At 37.2% G+C, this 22,420-nt stretch carries 26 protein-coding genes; 12 read left to right on the plus strand and 14 right to left on the minus strand.

What is annotated here, in order from left to right; all coding sequences use genetic code 11:
* Position 1: 1 nt before the first annotated feature.
* Both M3189_RS15880 and M3189_RS15885 read right to left on the minus strand, forming a co-directional pair.
* Positions 2–1,408, minus strand: a complete 1,407-nt coding sequence (locus tag M3189_RS15880; RefSeq protein ID WP_251635098.1) for a cytochrome ubiquinol oxidase subunit I — start codon at positions 1,406–1,408, stop codon at positions 2–4.
* Positions 1,409–1,656: 248 nt separating this feature from the next.
* Positions 1,657–1,938, minus strand: coding sequence for a hypothetical protein (locus tag M3189_RS15885; RefSeq protein ID WP_251635100.1), 282 nt, complete (start codon positions 1,936–1,938; stop codon positions 1,657–1,659).
* A 271-nt stretch (positions 1,939–2,209) separates the two neighbouring features.
* Between M3189_RS15885 and cspD the strand changes: the two genes are divergently transcribed.
* The gene (cspD, locus tag M3189_RS15890) at positions 2,210–2,410 is read left to right on the plus strand and encodes a cold-shock protein CspD (protein ID WP_026563856.1); all 201 of its coding nucleotides are present in this window, start codon (positions 2,210–2,212) and stop codon (positions 2,408–2,410) included.
* Between the two features lie 96 nt (positions 2,411–2,506).
* Here cspD and M3189_RS15895 read toward each other — a convergent pair whose 3' ends face one another.
* On the minus strand, positions 2,507–2,692 hold the full coding sequence (locus M3189_RS15895; protein WP_251635102.1) for a zinc-finger domain-containing protein: 186 nt from the start codon (positions 2,690–2,692) through the stop codon (positions 2,507–2,509).
* 21 nt (positions 2,693–2,713) lie between these two features.
* Positions 2,714–3,370 (minus strand): ribonuclease H family protein, encoded by a 657-nt coding sequence (locus M3189_RS15900; RefSeq protein WP_251635104.1) that lies wholly within the window; start codon positions 3,368–3,370, stop codon positions 2,714–2,716.
* 191 nt (positions 3,371–3,561) lie between these two features.
* Between M3189_RS15900 and M3189_RS15905 the strand changes: the two genes are divergently transcribed.
* Both M3189_RS15905 and M3189_RS15910 read left to right on the plus strand, forming a co-directional pair.
* Positions 3,562–3,969 (plus strand): reverse transcriptase-like protein, encoded by a 408-nt coding sequence (locus tag M3189_RS15905; protein ID WP_251635106.1) that lies wholly within the window; start codon positions 3,562–3,564, stop codon positions 3,967–3,969.
* A gap of 6 nt (positions 3,970–3,975) precedes the next feature.
* Positions 3,976–4,896: a DMT family transporter gene (locus tag M3189_RS15910; protein WP_251635108.1), complete on the plus strand. Its 921-nt coding sequence runs from the start codon at positions 3,976–3,978 to the stop codon at positions 4,894–4,896.
* A 34-nt stretch (positions 4,897–4,930) separates the two neighbouring features.
* On the opposite strand, the gene M3189_RS15915 is transcribed toward M3189_RS15910, so the two are convergent.
* Together M3189_RS15915 and M3189_RS15920 are read right to left on the minus strand one after the other, a co-directional pair.
* On the minus strand, positions 4,931–5,212 hold the full coding sequence (locus M3189_RS15915; protein WP_251635116.1) for a DUF6123 family protein: 282 nt from the start codon (positions 5,210–5,212) through the stop codon (positions 4,931–4,933).
* Between the two features lie 15 nt (positions 5,213–5,227).
* Positions 5,228–5,734, minus strand: a complete 507-nt coding sequence (locus tag M3189_RS15920) for a divergent PAP2 family protein (RefSeq protein ID WP_251635118.1) — start codon at positions 5,732–5,734, stop codon at positions 5,228–5,230.
* A gap of 86 nt (positions 5,735–5,820) precedes the next feature.
* Here M3189_RS15920 and sspL point away from each other — a divergent pair, with 86 nt between their 5' ends.
* Positions 5,821–5,958, plus strand: coding sequence for a small, acid-soluble spore protein L (gene sspL / locus M3189_RS15925; protein ID WP_179159265.1), 138 nt, complete (start codon positions 5,821–5,823; stop codon positions 5,956–5,958).
* 43 nt (positions 5,959–6,001) lie between these two features.
* Here sspL and M3189_RS15930 read toward each other — a convergent pair whose 3' ends face one another.
* From M3189_RS15930 to M3189_RS15940, 3 genes are read right to left on the minus strand one after another with little or no spacing between them, the layout of a single operon-like run.
* A complete protein-coding gene (locus M3189_RS15930) occupies positions 6,002–6,895 on the minus strand; it encodes a 5'-3' exonuclease (protein WP_285889690.1) in 894 nt (297 codons plus the stop codon).
* Positions 6,896–6,946: 51 nt separating this feature from the next.
* The gene (locus M3189_RS15935) at positions 6,947–7,774 is read right to left on the minus strand and encodes a sulfurtransferase (RefSeq protein WP_251635120.1); all 828 of its coding nucleotides are present in this window, start codon (positions 7,772–7,774) and stop codon (positions 6,947–6,949) included.
* A gap of 20 nt (positions 7,775–7,794) precedes the next feature.
* Complete coding sequence (locus tag M3189_RS15940) at positions 7,795–11,451, minus strand: dynamin family protein (protein WP_251635123.1); 3,657 nt, start codon at positions 11,449–11,451, stop codon at positions 7,795–7,797.
* Positions 11,452–11,609: 158 nt separating this feature from the next.
* Between M3189_RS15940 and M3189_RS15945 the strand changes: the two genes are divergently transcribed.
* Complete coding sequence (locus tag M3189_RS15945; protein ID WP_251635125.1) at positions 11,610–12,518, plus strand: nuclease-related domain-containing protein; 909 nt, start codon at positions 11,610–11,612, stop codon at positions 12,516–12,518.
* A 523-nt stretch (positions 12,519–13,041) separates the two neighbouring features.
* On the opposite strand, the gene M3189_RS15950 is transcribed toward M3189_RS15945, so the two are convergent.
* Positions 13,042–13,587 (minus strand): isoprenylcysteine carboxyl methyltransferase family protein, encoded by a 546-nt coding sequence (locus M3189_RS15950; RefSeq protein WP_353057429.1) that lies wholly within the window; start codon positions 13,585–13,587, stop codon positions 13,042–13,044.
* Positions 13,588–13,617: 30 nt separating this feature from the next.
* The gene (locus M3189_RS15955) at positions 13,618–14,706 is read right to left on the minus strand and encodes a type III polyketide synthase (RefSeq protein ID WP_251635126.1); all 1,089 of its coding nucleotides are present in this window, start codon (positions 14,704–14,706) and stop codon (positions 13,618–13,620) included.
* A 686-nt stretch (positions 14,707–15,392) separates the two neighbouring features.
* Between M3189_RS15955 and M3189_RS15960 the strand changes: the two genes are divergently transcribed.
* The 3 genes from M3189_RS15960 to M3189_RS15970 all read left to right on the plus strand — a co-directional run bounded on the left by M3189_RS15960 (position 15,393) and on the right by M3189_RS15970 (position 17,892).
* A complete protein-coding gene (locus M3189_RS15960) occupies positions 15,393–15,542 on the plus strand; it encodes a cytochrome c oxidase subunit 2A (RefSeq protein ID WP_251635134.1) in 150 nt (49 codons plus the stop codon).
* 207 nt (positions 15,543–15,749) lie between these two features.
* Positions 15,750–16,226 carry a cytochrome c oxidase subunit II gene (locus M3189_RS15965; protein WP_251635136.1) on the plus strand — a complete coding sequence of 159 codons (477 nt, stop codon included), beginning with the start codon at positions 15,750–15,752 and terminating at the stop codon, positions 16,224–16,226.
* Between the two features lies 1 nt (position 16,227).
* Positions 16,228–17,892, plus strand: a complete 1,665-nt coding sequence (locus M3189_RS15970) for a b(o/a)3-type cytochrome-c oxidase subunit 1 (protein ID WP_251635138.1) — start codon at positions 16,228–16,230, stop codon at positions 17,890–17,892.
* 29 nt (positions 17,893–17,921) lie between these two features.
* Here M3189_RS15970 and M3189_RS15975 read toward each other — a convergent pair whose 3' ends face one another.
* The 3 genes from M3189_RS15975 to M3189_RS15985 all read right to left on the minus strand — a co-directional run bounded on the left by M3189_RS15975 (position 17,922) and on the right by M3189_RS15985 (position 20,832).
* Positions 17,922–18,833 (minus strand): DMT family transporter, encoded by a 912-nt coding sequence (locus tag M3189_RS15975; RefSeq protein WP_251635140.1) that lies wholly within the window; start codon positions 18,831–18,833, stop codon positions 17,922–17,924.
* Positions 18,834–18,895: 62 nt separating this feature from the next.
* Positions 18,896–20,404, minus strand: a complete 1,509-nt coding sequence (locus M3189_RS15980) for a carboxypeptidase M32 (protein WP_251635142.1) — start codon at positions 20,402–20,404, stop codon at positions 18,896–18,898.
* Between the two features lie 194 nt (positions 20,405–20,598).
* Positions 20,599–20,832 carry a DUF2249 domain-containing protein gene (locus M3189_RS15985; protein ID WP_251635144.1) on the minus strand — a complete coding sequence of 78 codons (234 nt, stop codon included), beginning with the start codon at positions 20,830–20,832 and terminating at the stop codon, positions 20,599–20,601.
* A 126-nt stretch (positions 20,833–20,958) separates the two neighbouring features.
* Here M3189_RS15985 and M3189_RS15990 point away from each other — a divergent pair, with 126 nt between their 5' ends.
* The 4 genes from M3189_RS15990 (at position 20,959) to M3189_RS16005 (ending at position 22,419) form a co-directional block, all read left to right on the plus strand.
* Positions 20,959–21,108: a hypothetical protein gene (locus M3189_RS15990; protein ID WP_251635146.1), complete on the plus strand. Its 150-nt coding sequence runs from the start codon at positions 20,959–20,961 to the stop codon at positions 21,106–21,108.
* 128 nt (positions 21,109–21,236) lie between these two features.
* Positions 21,237–21,929: a Crp/Fnr family transcriptional regulator gene (locus M3189_RS15995; protein WP_251635148.1), complete on the plus strand. Its 693-nt coding sequence runs from the start codon at positions 21,237–21,239 to the stop codon at positions 21,927–21,929.
* Between the two features lie 25 nt (positions 21,930–21,954).
* Positions 21,955–22,188: a DUF2249 domain-containing protein gene (locus M3189_RS16000; protein WP_251635157.1), complete on the plus strand. Its 234-nt coding sequence runs from the start codon at positions 21,955–21,957 to the stop codon at positions 22,186–22,188.
* 24 nt (positions 22,189–22,212) lie between these two features.
* A complete protein-coding gene (locus M3189_RS16005; RefSeq protein ID WP_132089388.1) occupies positions 22,213–22,419 on the plus strand; it encodes a DUF2249 domain-containing protein in 207 nt (68 codons plus the stop codon).
* Position 22,420: the final 1 nt, after the last annotated feature.

The following is a 22,420-nucleotide window of genomic DNA, read 5'->3' on the forward strand; positions in this document are numbered from 1 at the left end:
CTTAAGCACCTACCTTTTTAAATGGATCACTTGTTACCTTCGCCATGACACCATGACCAACTTCCGGACCCTTTTTAATTTCACGTACCATTAAATAAACCATTACGCCTAATAGTATAGTGAACACTAGAAGATACAGGATGGTTGAAAATAGAATCATTCCTGCCGAAACATTTGGAGAAATCGAATCTGCTGTGGTCATTAGTCCAAAAACAGTCCATGGCTGACGACCCACCTCGGTCATAATCCAACCTGCGGTATTCGCCAAAAATGGAAATGAAATTGCTGGTAATAGAAGCTTTAAAAATATGTTGCTGTTTTCCAATTTTCCTTTTCTCCATAAGTAAAGACCGGCAAAGGATAAGAGAATCATTGCCACCCCAAAACCAATCATGAGCCTAAAGCTCCAATAAGTTGTTTTAACTGGAGGAATGTAATTAGTACCTTCACCAACAACAGAATCATATTTCGCGGTATATTCTTTTTGGAGTGTCTCCATCCCTTTAAGGCTGCCTTCAAATTTTGAATAGGCTAAGAAACTCATCGCATAGGGAATATTGATTTCAAACTTATTCTCATGATTCTCGGTATTAATAATAGCAAATGCTGACCAAGGCGCTGGATCTGGTGTATCCTCCCAAATCCCTTCAGCTGCTGCCATTTTCATCGGCTGTGTTTTCACTAAGTATTGTGCTTGTGTATGACCGCTTAAGGCAGTGCCGATACTTCCAATTAAACCAATGATAATAGCCAATTTCATTGATTTTTTATAAAACTCAATATGCTTTTTTCTCAATAGATTAATAGCACTTACCCCTGCAACAAAGAATGCTGCAGTACATAGCGCACCAGTTAATACATGCGGGAATTCTACTAATAGTTGCCCATTCGTGATTAATGCAAAGAAATCATTCATCTCGGCGCGCCCTTTATTCATCTCAAATCCAACTGGAACCTGCATAAAGGAATTGGCAGTTAAAATCCAAAATCCAGATAGAATGGTTCCGAGTGACACTAGCCAGATACAGGCTAAATGAACTTTTGCAGATAAACGATCCCAGCCAAATATCCATAATCCAATAAATGTTGATTCCATAAAAAAGGCTAGAAGCGCTTCAATTGCAAGCGGTGCACCAAAAACATCACCTACAAATCTTGAATAATCTGACCAGTTCATCCCAAATTGAAATTCTTGAATGATTCCTGTTACGACTCCGACTGCAAAGTTAATTAAAAATAGATGTCCCCAAAACTTTGCCATTTTCTTGTAAACTTCATTCTTTTTCATCACGTACAAGGTTTCCATTAAGGCAACCATAAAGACTAACCCAATGGAAAGCGGTACAAAGAAGAAGTGAAAAATGGTTGTTGCGGCAAATTGAGTTCTCGCCAGCAATACTGCATCCACAATTAAGACCTCCTTAAATCAGATAATGTTCAATATTTCACAAACTTTGTGATAAAATAAGGAATTAACATAGTTAACCCTATATTTATGTGATTAATAATAATTATTATTGTTTGATAATAATTACCGTTATATTCATCCATATATTAGCAGATGTCACGAAATAGTGGTTCTACTATTTATGTCTAATTTGTGAAAAATCGAAACAAAAAAGGGCAGCCAATTTAGCCACCCACCTGCTTGCAGTATTATTGCATAAGTTTCAAGCTTGAATCTTGCATATACCAATTTTCTTCTGGAATGATATTCGATACAGTCAAAATAAATGATGGAATCCTTTCAACATCAAAAACAATTGCACCTATCTTCTTCGTGAACATGAGAAAGGCATCTCCATGTGAATAAGATGATAAATCATTTCCGATTTGAAGCAATGACATCAAGACAACTTGTTTTTCTTCGGCCTCAATGAAGACTTGCGGCGAGAATCTTAAAATCCATTCATCTCCCTCAATCGAAAATCGGTACATTATTCCTCACCCTTTATCAACCATTTGTATAAGAATATGAGGCTGATAAAATTTTATGTTCAGATAGATTATTAATTTTGAAGATTGCATGAAAATACGATTCACTGGTTAAAAAAGCGCTTTCTTTCCTTGACTGCCCAAAAATATTCATGTATATTTAAAGCGTCATGTATCATTAATTGAATAGTAATAATATTATCTTTATGTACATGATAATATTTATCTTTGACACTATATAAAGTGTCTCGAAAGGCTTAGGAGGAAATAGTAAATGCAAAACGGTAAAGTAAAATGGTTCAACAATGAAAAAGGTTTTGGTTTTATCGAAGTTGAAGGCGGAGACGATGTATTCGTACATTTCAGCGCTATTACAGGTGAAGGCTTCAAGTCTTTAGAAGAAGGCCAAGAAGTTTCTTTCGAAATCGTTGAAGGAAACCGTGGACCACAAGCTGCTAACGTAGTAAAACTTTAATCTAATGACTAACCAAAGGCTGGCGAAATACCGTCAGCCTTTTTTCTATTTCTTCAGGTGCCTTATTGAAAATGAACTTTTAGTTGAGAACTATCATCATGTCAACTTTTTTCCATATTCCTGCAGTTTTTCCCCTACGGTGCATTGTGATATACAAAAGCGATGGGCAAACCTCCTGCCGCCATCTTGTTTAAACTGCTGATGAACAAAACAGCCATTACAATATTGACCTAATAGGGATTCAACACGATTAAACAGTTCTTGTCTACTAGAATTTTTCACGAGTCTAAGGCACCCCGTTTCTTAAATAATTTGTGTCTTTGCAAAGATTTCCTTCCCCTCTAATGCTTGAGTTGCCAATTTATCTGCTTCTTTATTATCATTTCTTGGAATTGGTGTGTACTTTGGTGTCAGGGAGAGTGCTTTAATTTTTTCTTCAATCCTGTCAAGCCAAGCATTGAGCACATCCTCATAGCAAGGCCATTCTCCTTCAAGCTGCTTTAAGACGACCTGTGAATCCCCTTTAAATTCACAAGGCAAATGATGAACGCCTAATTCCTCTAATAGCGTTAAACCATAATAAAAGGCTGCATATTCTGCTTCATTATTTGTTTCTAATTCATCGAATACTTCATTTGCCCTTATTCGATATTTCTTTTTCCCTTGTTTAAAAAATATTACTACACCAAGACCGGCTGTATTTGTTTCCTTTTGAAATCCACCATCAAAATATACAGTGATTTCATGAGGATCATCTTCAATTTCCGTTACCAGCTTTTTCAGTTCCTTTAATATCCAAGAGGTTCCTACTTCATCATAAAAGTAGATGTCACTTGCTTTTCCTAGTTTTTCTAGCTCTTCACCAACTTGTATGGCCAATTCTGTAGAAATCCAATCAGAGGTAAATTGTATTTTTTCATTTCTGCCTGTCTTATAATTCCACTCAAGTTTATATTTCATGATTTTCAACCTTTCTAAAGAAAATTTCTGAGTTGAAAAGAAAGAATTTATGATTCCACTTTCTTACAATATGTTTAAACATTTAGTCTTAGCATACCCACTTCAACAACGTAGAAATAGGAAAAATATATTTCCTGCGTTTTGTGTTAGATTATGATAAACTTTCAATATTATGAACTGGAGGTTCAGCTATGATTGAAGTCTATATAGACGGTGCCAGTGCTGGCAACCCAGGACCAAGCGGTGCTGGAATTTTCATAAAAGGGAATGGCACAGCCGAAAAATTTTCAATCCCGCTCGGAATGATGTCAAATCACGAGGCTGAGTATCATGCTTTTATTAAAGCTTTAGAGCTTTGCTTAGAAAAAGGATTTTCACATTCGGTTGTATCCTTTCGGACTGATTCCGAATTAGTTAATAAAGCGGTCGAGAAGGAATTTGCAAAAAATAAACTTTATGCTCCCCTTCTAGATCAGGCATTACAGTTATCGAAACAATTTGATTTATTTTTTATGAAGTGGATTCCAAGCATCGAAAATAAAGTAGCAGATGAATTGGCCCGCCTTGCAATACGAAAAAATACATTGGAGGAAGAATAAAGCAGCATGAAAAAGCCTATTTTTGCTGATATCAGCTTACTATTTGTTACATTTATCTGGGGTACAACGTTTGTCCTCGTTCAAAATGCGATTGGACTGCTTGAACCCTTTTCCTTTAATGGAATCCGTTTTCTAGCAGCAGCACTCATGCTGTTAGTATGGCTGTTTTTCTTTGAACGAAAGCAGCTAGTTTTTTTAAACATAAGAATGCTTGCTTCAGGTGTATTTATTGGTTTTTGGCTCTTCCTTGGGTATGCGACCCAAACGATTGGCCTATTATATACAACCACTTCTAAAGCAGGTTTTATTACGGGGCTGAGTGTAATCTTCGTGCCACTGTTTTCGATGTTTTTATTAAAACAGTTTCCGAGCAGGAATGCAGTAATCGGGGTTTCGATTGCAACCTTTGGTTTATTTCTGCTAACAATGACTGACGTTTCTTCATTAAATATTGGGGATGGCTTCGTGTTCATTTGCGCCATTAGCTTTGCCCTTCAAATCATTTTCACAGGAAAGTTCTCAAACAAATATCCAACTTTATTGTTAACAGTCATACAAATTTCCACCGTAGCGATATTATCGATTATTTCTGCCTTTTTATTTGAGGATTGGAGAAAATCCTTTAACGTAGAAATCTTACTCTCGAAAGATGTAATGATTGCTTTAATCATTACAAGTATTTTTGCTACCGCATTAGCATTTTTGATTCAAACAAATTTTCAAAAATATACCACGGCAACAAGGGTGGCGTTAATCTTTGCGATGGAGCCCGTGTTTGCGGCCATTGCCGGCTATTATTGGGCAGCTGAACGCTTATCCTATAGTGCACTATTTGGCTGCTTACTGATTTTTGCAGGGATGATTTTTGCAGAGCTTCCCGCAAACAAATTCCCATTGCTGAGAAAAGATAAGAGCTTTCAAGGTTAAAACAAAAATCCTCCCAAATAAGGAGGATTTTTGTCTATATTGCCACTAGTTCTCTTTCTTTAACGAACTTCAGTGCCGCATTTCTTGTTTGTATTTTGCTCGAAACAAGGGTTTCTAATAATGACACATAAAAGCTGCCATCAAAGCTCTTCTGGGCTTTTAATGTGATCTCTATTGCGGAATTAATCAATTCATCGGAAGCATTGGTATATTGTTTTCCAAAGTAAATAAACCCAATTGCATCCTCTTGAAATTGAAATCCTTTTCCTTCTAGGTAATGCAAGTACTCATCAACTGTTCGCACTGGCTTCTCCATCCCTCTCCAAGCAATTTAAAACCATCTACTATCAGATTTTAACTTAAATTTCGACAATTTTCTACTCTTTTTTGTGCATAAATGCCCAATGACTCCGACTAATGCCCCAAAAACGGCACCGCCAATTACTTCTTCAGGCTGATGACCTAACATTTCCTTTAGCTTTTTTGGAGCTTCTTGTTCGAATTCTACACTTTCTTCTTTATCCACTTTTTCAATCAAATCATGCATGGAATTGACTTTTAAGGTGAGTTCACCTGTTTGACGTCGTATCCCCTGTGCGTCGTACATGACAATTAATCCATAAACCAGCGATAGTGCAAAATCAAATGTTGGCAGCCCTCGTTGTAGAGCTATATAGGTGGTTAGTGTTGAAACTCCAGCTGAGTGGGAGCTTGGCATCCCACCTGTTTGAAAAAAGAGGTCTGGGCGCCACTCTTTCTTTTTGTAATAATGAATGGGAATCTTTAAGCCCTGTGCTAAAGCAATACTAGAAAGGGCTAAATAAACACCTTTGTTCATATTTATCACCTCTTATCTTTATTGTTTAGAAAGTTGAGTTTTATTATTCTCGCGTGGAAATACTAAAAAAATGGGAGGTGAGAAGGATGAGCAAAAACGGTCATGCTAATCGCGGTGTAAAGGCTCCTGGGGTCAATCCACAAGGATATGGTCAAGATGCAGAATTCGCTGAGGAACCAAAAAGCAAATTAGAAAATGCACAAAAGAAAAAAAATACAAAATAACAGCATGGAAAAAGGCTGCCCTATATTAGGACAGCCTTACATTTTAAGATATAAAGGAAGCTTCAAGCGGAAGCAGACGGTGCAAGCCGCGAAGTTCTAATTCATTTAATTTGTCTAAAGCTTTGTCTTTTTCAATTTTAAGGCCAGCTTCTTGTAAGTCACAGCTGACTGGGACATCGCATTTAATTTCAGCTAGTAAACGTGATAAATGAAGCATTTCTAAATCCTGCTCAATTTTCGTTTTGTGAGATTTAGAAAGACGATCTAGATTCGAAATGATCCCTTCAACATGCTCAAATTCCTTTAAAAGCTTAAGAGCGGTTTTCTCACCAATACCCTTAACTCCAGGATAATTATCACTAGGGTCTCCCATAAGTGCCTTTAAATCAATCATTTGTCGGGGCTTGATGCCTTTTTCTTCAAAGAAGGTATCAGGAGTATGAACAAGATAATTTCCATAGCCTTTTTTCATTAATATAACCGAGATACTTTCATCTAGAAGCTGAAGGATATCTTGGTCACCTGTTAGGATTGAAACATCTGCATGTTCTCTTGCCTGATAAGCAATCGTACCAATACAGTCATCTGCTTCATAGCCCGCTAAACCAATATTAGGGATATCAAATGCAGCGACTACATCTTTAACTATATCAAATTGAGGAATTAATTCGACTGGTGCTTCACTGCGATTTCCTTTATAGGCATCGAATAATTCTGAACGAAATGTTTTACTGCCCATATCCCAGCAAACTGCTACATGGGATGGATTAAAGGAAGATACTGCAGTAAATAAATGTTTAATGAAGCCGTGAATTCCATTCGTCGGAATTCCTTTTGAATTTATCATAAACTGACCTGAAACAGCCGTAGCATAAAAAGCACGAAATAATAATGCCATTCCATCAACTAACATAAGTGAAGGTTTTTGATTTTCCAATATATTGACCTCCCATCAATTGAAACACGATTTCTATTATAACATAAAAACTTACTCTATCTCGTTTTCTTGATAGGAAATCCAATCGCTAAAACTTCCCAAGTAAAGTTTTACCTTTTCAAATCCAGCCGTTTTAAGTGCTAGAAAATTCGGTGCAGCTGTTACGCCTGAACCACAATAAACAATGATTTCGTTTTCAGGATTAATGTCTGCGAAACGTTGTTTTTGGACTTGTGCTTGCTTATAGTAACCGGCGTTTAATCCTTCGAACCATGGTTTATTCAATGCCCCAGGAATCCTGCCGGCCTTTTTATCTATGGGCTCTTCTAAACCTAAATATCTTCTTTCTTCCCTTGAATCAATAAGGATTGTATTGGAAACTTGTCCATCCGCAACCGCCCTTACTTCCTCCATACTTGCGAGCAGGTCATGATTAATATTTGACTTAAATGAAGCTTTATTAAAAGTGGGCAACTCTGATGAAACAGGGTAATTTTCTTCCTTCCAGCCTTTAAAGCCTCCATCCAAAACATACACTTTTTCATGTCCAAGGTATTTTAGCATCCACCAAAATCTTGCGGCAAAAGCACCTTCTCCTTGGTCATAGGCAATCACCTTTGTGTTTTCATCAATACCCGCTTTTTCAAGCTTATTAATAAACTCTTCGATGTTTGGCAATGGGTGTCGGCCGCCATGATTTCCAATTTCGCCCGATAAATCTTGCTCAAGATCAAAATATACAGCTCCAGGAATATGATTTTTATCATATTCCTGTCTGCCGCCTTTAGGGTCTGCTAACGAAAAAGAGCAATCCACAATACGCACATGAGGATCTTTTAAATTTTTTAACAGCCATTCTTTGTCAATAATATAATTCATAGATATCCCCCAATAAGTTACTACTTAGACTCTTCCAGTTTTTGATAAACTTCTTGTAATTTCTCGATGGAGACTCCCCCATCTAATGCAGTAAGAAGGCTCAAATAAAAATCGTCTGCCTGTTCTTCAATTTGGGTTACTAACTTTTCGAATTGGTCAGTCACTATTTGAGTGTAAAAAGCAGCTAAATTTTCCCCTTCAGATTTTAGATAATCATCTGCAGGGTCATTTAAAACAAGATTTAACTCTTCACTCATAAGCTTCTTTTCATTTTTTTCAAAAAAGGACTTTGGATTTTTAAAATAAGACAGAGCTTTCGTAAACAGCTGTTTATTTAGATTACTAAAAGCTATAGGAAACTCTATTTCCCCTGCATATTTCATTTCAAATGGTGCAAAAGATAAATCCTTATTGATTTCTTTCATATTCCGCGTGAGGGCGGTATGATAGTCGATTAACACTTTTTGTGCAAAAGCGTCTAGTCTGACCGTAGTTGCCCGCAGCTCCTGAGCGAAATCGAAGCCTAAGCTTTCTAACATTTCATCCAAAGCAGATTGCAATGCCTTCTTTAAATTTCTTCCGTCATCTCTTAAGGTAGCAGGATTAAATGCCTCTTTGAAAAAATCACCAAAGCGCAGGAATACTCTTTGTTTAATATAGTAGAGGAGTTCTTCACCCTCTAGCGTCATACGTTTTTGCAATGTTTCAGGTGTTTGTTTTCCTAGTAATTCTTTAATCATGGCCTTTTGTTTTTCTATTTCAGTACGTTTTTTGTCTTTTACGGATTGGTCTTCTTTAGAACTATGAATTAGATTTCCAACCAACTCCTGGACACGATTTAATTCATTTCCGGCAGAGGTAATGGCCATTTCGGTTAAATCATTTGAAATAAAATGATAGAAATCCCCTTCAAAATCCCCCATTCCGGACTTTTCATCTTTGTTTGGTTCAACTTTTTCCTTTAGAGCTAACAAACTAGATAATGGATAGAGATGCGGTTTCCGGATTCCATATTTAATTAATTGTTCTGTAACATACTCCTCAACGGTTTCCTTCTCTTCCTCATTCTCCGCTAAGTCTATGGCATTAATAATAAAGAACATTTTATCTAGCTGGAAGGACTCCTTCACGCGGCCAAGCTGGATTAAGAACTCCCGGTCTGCTTTTGAAAAGGCATGGTTATAATACGTAACAAAAAGAATTGCATCTGAATTTTTAATATAATCAAATGCTACTCCCGTATGGCGGGCATTGATTGAATCTGCTCCTGGAGTATCAACGAGTGTAATTCCTTTGCGAGTCAGTTCACAATCATAATAAAGCTCAATCCATTCTACAAAGCACGACTTCTCTTCTAACGCTACGAAATCAGCAAATTCATTTAAGTCTGTTTCTAACACACTTCCGAGCTGTTTTCCGTGTAAGAGGAATCCCTTTTTAAATGCCTGTAAGAATGCATAGTGTGTTTTTTCCGCTACCCCTTCCTGCCCTTTTTCAAGCATAACCTTATCAATTTCGTTCGATGCAGCTTCTAAGGAAGGACTTTGCAGGTCAAATAATTTCAAGGAGCGGTTTACATCCTCAAGCATTGCGCTGGATTCTTTAAATTTCACAAGCACCGTGCCATGCTGATATTGCGGTGTTACAGGCTTGATTTTATTAATGGCCGCAGTTGTCGGATTAGGAGATACTGGCAGCACCTTTTCCCCCATAAGTGCATTTGCAAAGGATGATTTACCCGCACTAAAGGCACCAAACAATGCAACAGTAAACCCTTTGTTAGCCAAACGATCTGCTTTATCTTCCAGTTCCTTAGCAAGCTTTTTAAAGCCCGGCAGGTTATCAATTAACTGAGCTGATTGGTTTAGACGAGCAACCATGCTTTGTAAATGACTTCTTGCTTGTGCTGTTTCATTATTCTTGGCAACGTTTGTTTTTTCCTTTGTTACCTCGAGTTTTTTCTGAACAGCTACTGGTTCGGCGAGTTCCTGGCCATAAACGACTTCCGCTTCTTCTTCCTCTTGCTGAAAAAGTAAATTGTCATCGGTTTGGTTTTCTGTTACTTCATTCAGCAACTTCTCTACTTTAGCCTCTTTTGCCGCTGTTTCTTTTTCAAAATTTTCTTTTTCAGTGAGTGCACCTACATATTGCTCCATATTCTTGAACTCTTCTTGATACATTTGTGTTAACTGATTTGTTTTTGCTGCTAATACTGGAATGAGTGCCTGTTTAAAATCCAAAATACCTTCTCTTGCAATTTTTTTGATTCCATTCGCCAAGTCCTCTGTGTAGTGAAGCACATATTCACCGGATAGACGGGCACCTTGCTTAACCGTCTGTACGATTAATTCAATCGGAACATTGATGGAAAAAGATTGCGCCTTATTTTGAAGATCTTGGTCATCTATACTGTTGTTCTTGAGAATGGCAATTAAATATTCACGCAAATGCCATTCAAGCTGTGACTTCGTTTTCTCTAGCAAGTCCTGGTAGAGTCTATCAAGACGAGCATTCTTTTCTTCTAACGTTTTCTGTTTTGAAAAAAGAAAGCCTACCTTAAACTCCGGCTGTGCTGCTTCAAGAAATGCTTCCGCTAATTCTCTTGTTTGAAAAGGCATCAAATAGGCATTGTTCAAGATTTTTGCTATTTCTTTATCTATTTCGTTTTCAGTTTCCTCAACCCCTTTTTCAAGAGTCTGAAGGTTTGCACTGATGGATTGATACGTTTGGATTAGTTCCTGTTTTTCTTCCTCTGGTAGTTCATTTAACAAATCAAAAACAGGCTGAAGTTCTTCTCCCCTTTTATTGCGATCTTGGTCTAGGTGGTCAAGAGCAATTTTTTTCAGAGAGTGAAAAATGGATTGCTGTAGAAGTTGATCCTTATTCTGCAATTTCTGTGCGATAAAAGCTTTCAATTCATCAAATTCGTTCAATTTATGGTCTTGGAACTTTAGTGAAGTATAAAAAATTCGTGCCGGCTTAACTCCCCATGCCCCAAAAGCATTCTTGACACTATCTTGAAAATGACGGAACGATAGCTCTTCTTCCTTATGCTTATCTACCTGGTTAATTACGAGATAAACTTCTTTCCCAGCTTCCGTCAACTCTTTTGTGAATAAAAAATTCAGCTCAGCTTGGACGTGGTTATAATCCATCACGTATAAAACTAGGTCGGCAAGGTGGATAGCAGATTCCGTTGCCACCTTGTGCGCATCATCTGCTGAATCAATTCCTGGTGTATCCATAATAACGGTGTTTTCAGGTAACTGAGAGTCTGCATGGCTGATTTCTATTTCCTCGATTTGGTCGCCATCCTTGCAGTATTTCTTAACTAATTCATAATCGTAAGGTGCTAAGTACACCCGCGGCTTCTCATTTTTGAAAAAAACCTTCGCATATTCCTCACCTGATTTTACCTTTACGAGGTTCGCACTGGTGGGAATCGGACTTGATGGCAGCAAGTTCTCGCCGACCACTTTGTTAATCATCGTTGACTTTCCAGCTGAAAAGTGACCACAAAAAGCAATCATAAACTCACGGTTCTGCATTTTCTTCGCTAACTGCTTTGTTTTTTCTGCGTTCTCAGTATCACCCTGTTCAATAAGATAATCATATAAAGCAAGAATCTTATTTTTGAGTGATAAAATCGTTTCTTGCTTATTTGCCGTTTGCACCATAGTTTCTTCCCCTTGTTCACAACTTTGTAATATTTTATATTTTATACGATAATTCAAACTTTTCCTATCTTGAAAACATAATTTGTTAACATAATATTCACGCATTATTTTTTGTCGCTCAGGTACTATTGAATTATCACCAGTTAAGGATGTGGACTATGGCCTATAAAGAACGTATCGAGTCAGAGGAATTAAAGTTGTTTAGATTCTTAAATAATCGTATGGTTTTACCCAGCAAAGAGCAAAAAATCTATTTGTACCTTGAAAAGGGTTTTAAAGGCGAGGTGATGTTTGATCAATTAACTGAGGAGCTGGATCCCAAAAAATTTTTAGTCTTAAATGATTTGCGGCTAGAAACAAGCTCTACTAATTTTCAAATAGATTCCTTTATCATTGGCCAAGGCACTCATTTTCCTTGTGAAGTAAAAAATTACGAGGGGGATTATTATTATAAATCTAATCAGTTCTATGTAATGAATGATACTGTGATTCAGAATCCGCTTGATCAAATAAAAAGGAGCGAAACTTTACTCCTGCAAACTTTCCAAAAGGTAAATTACTCTATTCCCATAAAATCCAATGTCTTCTTTGTTAATCCAGCATTTACCCTCTACCAAGCACCATTGGACAAGCCTATTATTTATCCCACTCAACTCTCTAAATACTTGGAGGAATTTAATAGAAAACCCTCTGTATTAACTGATGATCACTATAAAATAGCTGACTATTTAGTGAAGGAGCATAAACCTGCATCTCCCTACACCCGGGTACCCCCATATACCTATGAACTATTGATTAAAGGCTTAACATGTTTTTCATGTCATTCCTTCTTAGTTTTAGCGGGAGAGACTAAAATAGTCTGCAATGTGTGTGGACTTGTCGAGAAGGTAGAAAATGGAATACTGCGGTCTGTGGAGGAGCTGCAGCTACTCTTTCCAGCTATAAAAATCACCACCAATCTGGTTTTTCAGTGGTGTAAGGTGATTGAATCCAAGAAACAGATTAGGCGGATACTGCAGAAACATTATAAGACGGTAGGAACAAGGCATACTACTTACTATATTTAAAAGATTGAAAGATTAAATTTATTGGAGTGACCGAATACGCTTTCCCATTAGAACTTCGGTCACTCCAGACCCCCTGCATTTACCCTAAAGCTTTTTCCATATGCTCTTCGGTCACTCCAGACCTCCTGCATTTACCCTAAACCTTTTTCCATATGCTCTTCGGTCACTCCAGACCTCCTGCATTTACCCAAAGACTTTTTCCGTATGCTCTTCGGTCACTCCAGACCTCCTACAGTTACCCAAATGCCCTTTCCCCATACTCTTAAATCACTATAGGTACCATTTTCATTTTACAAAAAGAAAAAGCCAAGGATTCCTCCCTGGCTTAACGTAATATATCACTTAACGTGTTACATTTTTTAAGACGTGCTTCATGACAAATGCGTATATGATTACCGTTCCACCTACAAATGCAAAAGCCATAAGATACACCTTCCTATCCGCTCAAATGAAGTGAGAATGATTTTCATTCTTCTTTAAACATAGAATATCACAGCTGATAATCATTTTCAACATAGATAAGTTAATTGTCATATTTATTTAACAATTTTGGTAAAAAGCGATTACAGCTTTCAAAGCTTCCTTCATATTTGGTTAGCTCTTGCAGCGCTTTTTCTTCAGCAGGTATGCGAATCGACAGCATGAGCACATTTAATAACGTAAACAAGCAAGCTGTTATGTATGCACCGAACATCAATGGTACAACCATGAGTTCAATGGAGACAACTAAATAGTTTGGATGTTTGATAAACCTATATGGCCCTTTTCTGACCACCTCTACATTAGGTAAAACAATAATCTTTGTATTCCAATACCGGCCAAGCGACGAAATCGCCCACACTCTGATTAGCTGCGCACATACAAAAACGGCAGCTAACAACGGCCAAAAAGATAATAACTCACGAGAAAAGGTAACTTTTTCAAAAAGAAAAAAAACAAAAAACATAGAATGCATCAGGACAATAAATTGATAATGTCTCATACCAAATTCGATCGCCCCTCGCTCTTTCATCCACTTTTCATTTCTACGTGCGATTGCTAGCTCAAGTAAACGTTGAATAAGTAACACTGAAAAAAAAATATAAAAAGGTATCATCCCTTACCCCCATTTCAGTAATAGCAATTCTGAACTAAATCCAGGGCCTAGCGCCGTGCAAAGTCCATATGTCCCTGCTTCCCCGCCTAATTCCATAAACCTCTTAAGAACATATAGAATCGTTGCCGAGGACATGTTTCCATATTGCTTCAGCACCTCAAGTGAAATATCAGTCATAAAATCAGGTATACCTAACGATTTCACATATGCATCTATAACTTTTTTCCCGCCTGGATGGGCAATAAAATGGTCAATCTGCTCAAGCTCCAGCTTATTCTGAGTTAAAAATTTACTTACATTAGGTTTTAACCACTCCTCAATAATACTGGGTATATCTCTGGAGAATACCACGAATAGTCCTTGATCCTTTATATCCCAGCCCATTACATCTAGTGAGTCAGGCATTAACGTAGACTGGGTATCAATTATGGCTGGTGCGGTCTTTTTAGCACTTAATTCATCAAGATTTACATTATTACCACAAATCAATGCACAGGCAATTCCATCAGCAAATAGTGACGTTCCAATGAGATTACTTTTTGAAAAGTCATTCCGTTGAAAGGTCAAACTGCAGAGTTCAACTGAAAGCACCACAACCTTGGCGTCCGGAAATGCAGTGCAATATTCAAACGCCCTCGATAACCCCGCTGCTCCCCCAGCACAGCCAAGACCCCAAATGGGAATTCTTTTGGTGTGTTCTCGAAATGGCAAAAGATTCATAATTCTAGCTTCGATACTCGGGGTTGCCATCCCAGTTGTTGAGACATAGAAAATCGCATCAATTTCTTCACAGTCAATCTTCCTGGTTAAAAAGGTATCATTCTCAAGGCAGTTCACAATCGCCTGCATCCCCAATGCTACAGCAGATTCAATATAGGCATTGTTTTTTTCCGCAAATGAACGGTCTTCTTTGTACCAGTCAATCTCTTTGACGATGTGCCGTTTTTCTATTTGTCCATTTTGAAAGGCTTTAAGCAGTCTTTCGATATCCTTAAAACTATCTGAAAAAAGTTCTCTTGCAAAGTCTACCGCTCGCTCTTGTTTTATTTCAAATTGAGGAACTGCTTCTGCTACTGAAAGAATCGTTGGCATCGTTTTATTCTCCTTCAATGTAGGTAATGGTATTTTTACCAAAAAAAGGAGAAATATGTACAAAAAAAAGCTTCCCTGCTAGAGGGAAGCCAACGTTTTGAAGGTTGTTGTTGTTGTGCACCTTGATTATAACTCAAGACGCAGCACCTAATCATTACGAAAACTTTTCCAATTTTAAATTTCTATAAAATAAAAGCACCTTTTATTTTCTTTTACTGTTTTTTTGATTGGGCTTGAACTTCAATTTTTATCTTTTTATCAGCTATGGACCCACAGACTTTACAATATTCGATTTGGTCGTAGAGGAGTCGGCATGGTTCACAATAATATTTTTCCATCAATAACACGCTCGCTTCTCGAATTTCTGTTGCATCTAGTTCATTCTATTTAAAAGTTTCAAAATTGTGACAGTCTTTGAATAACCAAGCTTTTAGCTTCAAATCAGTTATAATCAATTAGTTTTATCACAGGTAATAAGTGATATTTCACAATTTAGTCACAACTCTGCCACTACTATTGTGATATAAATCACTGTTATATCGGTTTTTTACTATTAACATAGTACTTACCTAAGGAATGAACATTTTGTGAACTGTAAAATTTGTTATTTTTTCTTCACAATTGTTTTGTATTATGAAAGAGAACTTATTATTTATTTAAATTTTTCATGAAGGGAGTCTTGGGGGATGGCGAAAGCGGAACTGAAAACAAACAAAAAAACAGAAATTGAAGACAGCTCTTCTCTTAAAGGGACATTGGCGTCCGTTTTCTTTTTGGGAATCTTTTTAGTTGTCACATGGCTAAGTGTCTATTTCTTGTTCTTAGACCGTTTTTAATGCATGACAGTTTTCGTAAAGTTGTTGTTAAAATCCTAAAGCCGATTTTAACGTGGAAATAGTTATTTTGCGCTTTAGAATTTAGTTTGTAGCTCTTTTCTTAATAATTTATTCTATTTTCTAATTTCTCGTGAAACTTAGGACAATTGTTCCATTTAGCAAGAATGTTTAAGAAAAGAGCCTTAAATCGAGAAAGGGGAAAAAAACATGCATATGCATAAGTTTGAAAAAATTTGGCTTATCTTTGGAATCGGCGCTCTGGTTGTTTTCTTATCAGTTGTAGGTGTAAGCGCTTTTTACTTAGGTAACAAGCCGCCAAGCTGCTTAACAACTATAGATCCAGAAAAGGTTGATACTCAGGCACCATTTGATAAACCAGGATTAAACAAGGTTGAAGGAAAAGAATGGGACTATGAATTAGTGTATGTTGCCTCAGCTTTCTCCTACAATCCGACTGAAGTCGAGGTTCCACTAGGAGCGAAAGTAAAAGTAATGGCAACAACGAAAGATGTTATTCATGGCTTCCAGGTTGCCGGAACAAATATCAATATGATGCTTGAACCAGGTTATATAAATGAAATTGTTACAACGTTTGATAAAGAAGGCGAATATTTAGTGGTTTGTAATGAGTACTGTGGTACTGGTCACCACTTAATGAGTTCTAAGATAAAGGTGGTTAAATAAAATGTCTAGCCAAACAACAAAATTAAAAGTTGATCCACGTGATGGAAAGCTTGCGATGGCACACTTTTATGTTGCCTTTATTGCTCTTACACTAGGCGGTTTGATGGGATTACTGCAAACCTTGGTTCGTTCGGGCAAATTTGAGCTTCCATGGGGTATTGATTATTATCAAATCTTAACCGTACATGGCGTCTTAATGGGACTTGTTTTAACAACGTTCTTTATAATGGGCTTTCAATATGCTGCAATCAGTCGTACAGCAGGTACACATTCTCCAGCAGCACGCCGGATTGGCTGGATTGGCTTCTGGGTAATGACGGTAGGAACCATTATGGCTGCTACAATGGTTTTATTAAAAGAAGCTTCTGTTCTTTATACTTTCTATGCACCACTAAAAGCGCATTGGATTTTTTACTTAGGTATGACATTTGTTGTGATTGGCAGCTGGCTTGACGGAGCAGCACAAATTATGACTTATGCTAGATGGCGCAGAGAAAATCCTGGTAAACCAAGCCCACTGTTAAGCTTTATGGCTATTATTAATACAGTAATGTGGATTGTTGCATCACTTGGAGTAGCGGCAACTGTCTTATTCCAGTTACTGCCTTGGTCTCTTGGATTAGTAGACACAGTAGATGTGTTAGTCAGCCGTACCTTGTTCTGGTATTTCGGACATCCGCTCGTGTATTTCTGGTTACTACCAGCTTATATGTGCTGGTATGCAATCATTCCAAAAATTATTGGCGGAAAGATCTTCTCAGATTCGTTAGCACGTCTTTCTTTTATTCTGTTCTTACTTTTCTCAATTCCGGTCGGCTTCCACCATCAATTAACGGAGCCAGGAATTGATCCAGCATGGAAGTTTTTACAGGTAATTCTAACCTTTATGGTAATCATTCCATCATTGATGACTGCATTTTCATTGTTTGCAACATTTGAGCGATTTGGCCGCTCTAAAGGGGCAACTGGACTTTTTGGCTGGTTCAAGGTTTTACCTTGGAAGGATGCTCGTTTTACCGTTCCATTTATTGGGATGGCAAGCTTTATCCCTGCAGGTGCAGGCGGTATTATCAACGCTTCAAACCAAATGAACCAAGTCGTTCATAATACGATTTGGGTAACAGGTCACTTCCATTTAACTGCTGCAACCTCTGTTGTTTTGACGTTCTTTGGAATTACCTTTTGGCTTGTTCCTCATTTAACAGGACGTGTCTTAACAAAAGCAATGAACAAATTAGCTATTATTCAAGGTTGGGTTTGGTTTATTGGAATGGCCTTTATGTCAGGTGCTATGCACTTCCAAGGACTTCTTGGTGGTCCAAGACGCTCTGCCTACTCAACTTATGGAGATTCAGCTCAAGCAATGGAGTGGATCCCTTACCAAATTGCACAAGCCGTAGGCGGATCGATTCTATTCCTTGGAATTATTTTAATGATTATCATCTTTGTTAATCTTGCATTCTTTGCACCTAAAGGAGAAGAAGAATTCCCTGTAGGTGAAGCAGAAAATCTTGATGAAAAAGCACCAATGATTTTTGAAAACTGGAAATTATGGCTTGGAATCACAGCAGCCCTAATTCTATTCGCATACACCATACCGTTTATCGATATGATTCAAAATGCACCTCCAGGCTCACCAGGATTTAAAACATGGGGTTCCTGGTAACAAATACGACTAATACAAAAAAGGCTTCATTAAAACTGAAGCCTTTTTTTGTTGTTTATTTTAAAAAATGTTTTCGGCAAATTTATTAGAATAACTGACGAAAGAATAATAGCAGTTCCAATAAATTGTAGAACTCCAAAGTCCTCTTTGTATAAAAAAACACTAAGTAACGTTGCAGCGACAGGCTCCACAGTTGCAATAATAGATGCTTTGCTGCCCTCCATTTTCTCAAGCCCTTTTGTATAGAATAAGTAAGCCAATACGGTTGGAAACAAGCCTAACCCTATTCCATAAAGAAGGACTTCGCTGTTTATTAGGATACTTCCTTTTTTAAAAAGATCTGTAAAGAGTAGTAATGCAATGGAAGCAACGAGAAACGTGTAAAAAGTAACAGTAAAGGGGCGATACTTTACTAAAGCAAATTTACCAAATATAGTGTATAAAGCGTAACCAAAGCCTGCTCCTAGCCCTGTTATTATCCCAACTAGATTCATTGATGGTGTTACCTTCAAATTAATTCCAACTATCAAAGTGCAGCCTACCAAAGTGCCAATCACTGAAATAATCTTCAAAGCGTCCATTCTTTCCTTTAAAAACAAATATGAAAGGACAACTACAAAAGTAGGTGCCGTATAAAGTAAAATAACGGCAAATGATAGACTAAGTTGATTTATAGAAGTGAAATAGCACCAATTAAACAATACAATACTAAATATCCCTGTTCCAATAAAGTATTTGCTATCTCGCAAATGTATCTTCATTTGTCCTGGATATTTTAGCAAACCAATCATCCCTAGCATTAATACGGCTGTTACTACTCTAATTGTAACGATTTCCATCGGGGTGAATCCTAAGCTTGCCAGTTTCCTAACAAAAATGGCTATGATTCCCCACATAATTGCGCTGATGGCAATTAGAATAATAGGTCCTAATTTCCCCATCCCTTACCCACCTTATTAAATAAAGAAGAAGGGCATTTAAGTCTCCCTTCCCCTCTTTATCATTAAATTAGTTGATAGACCTTACCATATTTTTCGTACAAATAATCAATAAGATATTGAGCATTTAGACCTTCTCCCGTTACATCATGAAGGATTTCTAACGGTTTTTTCAGTTTCCCATATTGATGAATATTTTTCGTCAGCCAATCTTTAATAGGCAGCAAATTCCCTTCTTCTAACAGTTGGTCAAAGTTTGGCAGATCCTCAAGCATCTTATGCTTAAATTGAGCCGCATACATGTATCCCAGTGCATACGATGGGAAATATCCAAAGCTTCCCCCTGCCCAGTGAACATCCTGCAATACGCCTCTAGCATCATTCTCTGGAGTAACCCCTAAATATTCTTGATATAATTGATTCCAAACCTGTGGAAGGTCCTTAACCTCTATTTCACCATTGAAAAGACCCTTTTCAATTTCATATCGAATAATAATATGGAGAGGATACGTTAATTCATCTGCTTCGATTCTAATAAGCGAAGGCTTCGATTCATTTATTCCTCTGTAGAATTCTTCAATTGAAACGGCATCAAACTGACCGGTTGCATATGTTTTCAATAATTCATAATTATTTTTCCAAAAAGAAAAACTGCGACCTACGATATTTTCATAGAAAAGAGATTGCGACTCGTGAATTCCCATCGATGTTCCAGTACATAAAGGTGTGCCAATTAAATCTTTTGAAAGATTTTGTTCGTATAATGCATGACCTCCTTCGTGAATCGTACCGAAAACAGCTGTACGGAAATCTTGTTCATCATAGTTTGTTGTTACCCGGACATCACCTGGATTTAATCCAGTTGCAAAGGGATGAACCGTTTCATCAAGTCTGCCTGCGTCAAAGTTGTAACCCATTTTCCCAAGAATTTCTAAACTTAATGCACGCTGGTCTTCCTTTTTAAAAGTTTTAAAAAGAAACTCTGTCTGCGGTTTATTTGGTGAGTCAGCAATCTGTTTGACCAACGGAACTATTTTCTCCCTTAAATCGCCAAATACCTGATCAAGGACTTCTACGGTCATACCAGGCTCATATAAATCTAGCAGGACATCGTAGCTATTTCCTTTATACCCCCAATAATTGATAAACCTCTTCGTCGTTTCTACCAGCTTCTCAAGGTAAGGTCTGAACAGATTAAAATCCGACTTTTCTTTTGCCTGCTCCCAGACCGATTCTGCCTTGGACTGCAAAATGACATACTCCTTATATTCCTCCGCAGGAATTTTTTTGTTGCGCTCGTATTCTTTTTTACATTCCTCAAGAATTTTACGTGTGGTTTCAGAAAGTTCATTTTTAGTTAGTGTTGCTATGTACGCTGCCATATCCTCAGATGTGGACATTTTAAAAACCTCAGCTGAAAGCATGCCAATTACTTCAGAACGTTGATCCATACCTTGCTTTGGAGCCCCAGTCCGCAAATCCCAATAAATCAATCCCAGTGCCTCATTATAGGCACTCATCTTCTTTACATATTCTAAAAACTTCTTTTCAACTTGCTCTGGTGTCAGGCTCATACTAACTCCCCCTTTTTAATAACCATTTGTATTTTATCATATTTTTCTGAAAATCTAAGAATAAAAAAAACAACAGAAATAAATTCTGTTGTAAAATAAATTTAGGGAAAGAGGATGTTTCCTGAAAAATAAAAAAGGTAAGTAAAATGTTTTAGAGAAGTTAAATATGTTCAATAAGGTTTAGAGCAACCTTATTATTTTTTACCGATAGATACCTTCCAAACCTCCGGACCTTCTTCAAGGTATTCCCAAGAAAATTGTTCCGGTCTTTCCATCATAAACTGATACTGAAGTGGTCTTGGATCATGGTCATTTACAATTTGCATAAATTCTCCAGATTTTAATTCATCAAAACCTTTAAATATAGTTGAATGTTTTTCACGTGGTGGAAAATCTGGTACATGAATAATCGTTGCGAATGTTTGCATTCCTTTTCACTCCTTTTATTTTGCTAACTTCTTTTTTATTATAGAAAATTTGTATTCACTCCATAGTGCTAACTATCACACCTACAGGATGATTTTGCTAATAGTTACTGAAAGGAGAAAAATAGTATGAAAGAATTGGTTGGCTATTGTACGACATGCCGAAAAGAGATTTATTGTTTAGATGGCTTTTTTAACGGTATACAATCTGATGACCGAAAGATGTATTGCTTTGAATGCTTCGAAGAACCTATTCATAAAGAAGATCCGCAAGATTAAATCAGCGGATCTTTTTATTGAGAATTATTTTCAAGAAACTACTTATCTATGATGGAGGTCACATATTTGTTTTTCAATCACTGCTAAAATGAAGGTAATTAAGAATTACTAATACGTAGGTGATGTTAATGAAGCAAGAGGACATAAACAAAAGATTAGCAGATGTCCCCCTATTCAAAGAATTATCTGATGAAGAACTGGAGCCTTTCATAAATATTGCATTAACTCGCTTTTATAAGCAGAAGATGTATGTATTTATGCAGGATGATCCACTTGACCGGGTTTTTTTTATCCACTCTGGAAAAATAAAAATCTATAAAACAGATTTTTCTGGCAAGGAACAAATTGTTTCCATACTCGAACCGGGTGAGATGTTTCCACATGCTGGATTTTTCCGGGAAGGAAACTTTCCTGCACATGCAGAGGTTTTAGAAGAGGCAAATCTTATTGTCATCCCAATCGACAAATTTCAAGAAACACTTATTGCTAATCCCGAGCTCTGCATTAAGCTTTTTAAAGTGTTAGGGGAAAAAATTGTCGACCTTCAAGGCAGATTAGAGGCGCAAGTCCTCCATAACACCTTTGAACAAATCGTATTACTTCTTATTAGACTATGTCAGTCAAACGGTGAACAGGTTGGTAGCAGATATCAGCTAACAACACAATTTACAAATCGAGAGCTGGCAAACATGATTGGCACTTCAAGAGAAACCGTCAGCAGAACGATTAACCATTTAAAAAAGAAAAACTATATTAACCAACGCGAAGATGGACTCTATTTAATCGACCGTGAAGCACTGGAGCAGGAAGTATTTTATTAAAAAATTATTTAGGAGTTGTTTAGTTATGGAACAGAAGATTATTGAGCTAGATGTTAGGGAAGATTTAAAGAATAAGATTGAACCTTTCCAAAAAATTATGGAAGCCATTAAAGAAGTGAAAGATAACGATATCTTTATTCTCCATGCCCCATTCAAGCCTGTTCCCTTATTTGCAGTTTTAAAAGCAAAAGGCTTTAGCCACGAGGCAGAGGAAATCGATGCGAAGCATTGGAAAGTTACATTCACTAAGAATGCCTAATTTCATAAAGAAAGGTGATTCAATATGATACTTGATAATCGAGGTTTAGAACCGCCACAGCCGATGATGAGAACTCTTGCAGCCTTAGAAAATTTAGGCGAGGGTGAGGTTTTAACTATTATTAATGATAGAAGACCCATGTTCCTTTATGAGCAGCTAGAGGAACTCGGCTACAAGCAGCGTACAGAACCACAAAACGATGGAAGTTTCAAAATTGAAATTTTCCGATAAG

The organism is Neobacillus niacini (assembly GCF_023715415.1).
In the GTDB taxonomy this organism is placed as follows: domain Bacteria; phylum Bacillota; class Bacilli; order Bacillales; family Cytobacillaceae; genus Neobacillus; species Neobacillus niacini_C.